The organism is Paraburkholderia sp. Cpub6 (assembly GCF_014201065.1).
GTDB lineage: Bacteria > Pseudomonadota > Gammaproteobacteria > Burkholderiales > Burkholderiaceae > Paraburkholderia > Paraburkholderia tuberum.
Window position 1 is genome coordinate 1 of the sequence record NZ_JACHDM010000083.1, and the last position, 2,173, is coordinate 2,173.

Annotated in this window: 2 protein-coding genes and 1 pseudogene; 1 reads left to right on the forward strand and 2 read right to left on the reverse strand. The window is 57.9% G+C overall.

Annotated elements, in window-relative coordinates; translation table 11 throughout:
- Positions 1-199: 199 nt before the first annotated feature.
- Both HDG33_RS36770 and HDG33_RS36775 read right to left on the reverse strand, forming a co-directional pair.
- The gene (locus HDG33_RS36770; RefSeq protein WP_184041209.1) at positions 200-580 is read right to left on the reverse strand and encodes a hypothetical protein; all 381 of its coding nucleotides are present in this window, start codon (positions 578-580) and stop codon (positions 200-202) included.
- 90 nt (positions 581-670) lie between these two features.
- On the reverse strand, positions 671-1,099 hold the full coding sequence (locus HDG33_RS36775; protein ID WP_184041211.1) for a hypothetical protein: 429 nt from the start codon (positions 1,097-1,099) through the stop codon (positions 671-673).
- 276 nt (positions 1,100-1,375) lie between these two features.
- On the opposite strand from HDG33_RS36775, the pseudogene HDG33_RS37970 reads away from it, so the two are divergent.
- Positions 1,376-1,629 (forward strand): annotated as a pseudogene (locus HDG33_RS37970) (hydratase); the annotation flags it as partial.
- Positions 1,630-2,173: the final 544 nt, after the last annotated feature.

Consider the following 2,173-nt stretch of genomic DNA (forward strand, 5'->3'; position numbering starts at 1 on the left):
CGATCGGTGCAAGCTGTCTGGGCCGAACGAGATTGACCTGATCGGCAATCGCTCGCATAGCCGTGAAAAACCAGTTTCCACACAAGCTCGGTCGAACTGCGACGGCCGCCTGTCGCTAGGAGATTACGCAGTGAGCGGTTATTGCGCGTCGTCAGCAGGATAAATCAGCCGGTTTCCATTCTTGGAATGTGGACGTCGCTCAGTTCTTCGCGGCGTCTCGCAGGAACATGGCGAGGCTGTTCTCGGCGTAGACCGGTATCGGCTCGTTGCGGAGGGCGCCGTTCTTCTCGCGCGTCTCGCGCACGAATGACTCCAGTGCATCACGCCAAAGCACAGGGCCGATCGACGCGCCCCGCACGACGGTCCAGTACTGGCGCCCGAACACGTGCGGATAGCTAAGGATCGTGCCGATCTGCGCCTCGAGGTCGTCATCGTCCGACTCGATCGCCGTGAAGGCGCGACGCGCCTCGAGCGCTGTCACCTGTTTCCGCCGGCGCCTGCGCACGATGATCGTCTTGGCGGCGATCGCGGTGCGCTCCGGGTTGTGGACTATGCGTAACGTCTTGTGAATGGTGCACATGGTGTGGTCTCTGTGGTTTGCTGCCGGATCCGCCGGCGCAGGGGCTATTCGAGAGGCTGCTTAGACAACAGGCATTTGCTTGCCACTGGCTTAGTCGGTGTCGTTCGCCTCGTTACGACATTCATCTGCCAGGCGCCATTCCTTGTCGTTAGGTCGCTTGATCCACAAATCTTTCCACGCATTCCTGCTACTGCCCGCTATCGCGTTTGCGAGGCTACCTGGTGAAATCGATTGGCCGTCGTAGATGATCTCGTCGCCTTCGACCTTTGCGTAGGAATACACGCCCTTGTACTGCATTCGAAGTTCAGTGCTGTCCGGCAAAAACAAACTTTTCCACTGGTAGCCTCGGGCGCTGCTCTCTGTCAGCAGTTTCGGTTTCCAACTGGCGTTGTCCAGCCAGTATTCGATAGCAAAACTAACTACCTCGGCCGGGTCGCGAGAATCGCCATTGCTACGCAGGAAGTCCACCAACGTAAGGAACAACCTTGTCTCGACAGGGACTGAAATGTACGTTTTCATACTTTAATGTCCGTTTGTTTGCGTCTATGAACTATATTCCTACGTCGAGAGATTGGTCAAGTGGGAAAAAGTAAAAAAACGAAGTAAAAAGTGAGGGCGGTAGGGGGCGCGGCCCATGCATACCCGCACGGGGGGCGTCGCGATCGACCGCATCGCCATCACCGGCAACGTGCGGCACGCTGTCGGCGCCTTTTTCTATGGTGCGCGTTGCCCTGCGACGCCGCTCTCTCCGATCGCCGCGCGTGTCATGCGCGCGTGGCGCGGGCCTGCGCGTGCGGCTTCGATTTCCGGTCGCCCGAACTGGAACTGAGCTTCGACGGCGACTCGCTGGTGCCCGAAGCCGCCTGCAATCCGGCGGGCGATCCGCGTGAACTGCTGGTGTGGTTCGTCAACCATTGCGCTGCCATGGCATCACCATCGAGCCGGAATGGACGCTCACCACCGGTTCGCACGTCGGTGCTCACAGTGTGGGCAAACCGGGCATCGTGCGTGGCCATATCAACGGCCTGGGGAAGAGGAGATTGAACTGATGTAAACACGCCTGTCGAGCAAGTCGTCGCCTGCGCCCAGTACGCCGCTCAAGGACTCGAAAAAGCTCACCCATGGGCGTGTCGGTGGTGGGGCTCGCGCACACGATCACGGAGACGGCGCGATCCTCGAAGAACGGCAGGACATCGCGACGATCGAGCCGGGGCGCGAAAACAATCAGGATATTTCGTCGCCGGTCGGCACGGTCAACATGGCGACCGGCCTCAAGCCTAGCATTCCGCTTGAAAGATTCTAGATATAGATAACCGAATCTGTGTTTCCAAGTGAGGAGTGTGGAGAGGTGGCTACGGCGCGATTTTCGCAACGTAGTCCGTGAAAAAAAATTTAAAAGGGTTTAGGATTAATTCGGAGGGCAGCACAGAATAGCCCTCAAAAAAGTGGCCCGCCTTCTGTCTCTCACAACTTGCAGGCGGGCCGTTCTTGTAATCACCTTCTAGAGCGTGTTAGGCACTTTCTGTCAGACCTGGTAACCTGGCGGGATGATAGAACGCAAGCCATACCCGACAGATGTTTCGGACGAGGAAT

Bases quoted from the DNA above. Each gene is read 5' to 3' on its own strand.
- HDG33_RS36770 (WP_184041209.1), bottom strand. From the start codon at position 580: ATGTGCACCATTCACAAGACGTTACGCATAGTCCACAACCCGGAGCGC.
- HDG33_RS36775 (WP_184041211.1), bottom strand. From the start codon at position 1,099: ATGAAAACGTACATTTCAGTCCCTGTCGAGACAAGGTTGTTCCTTACG.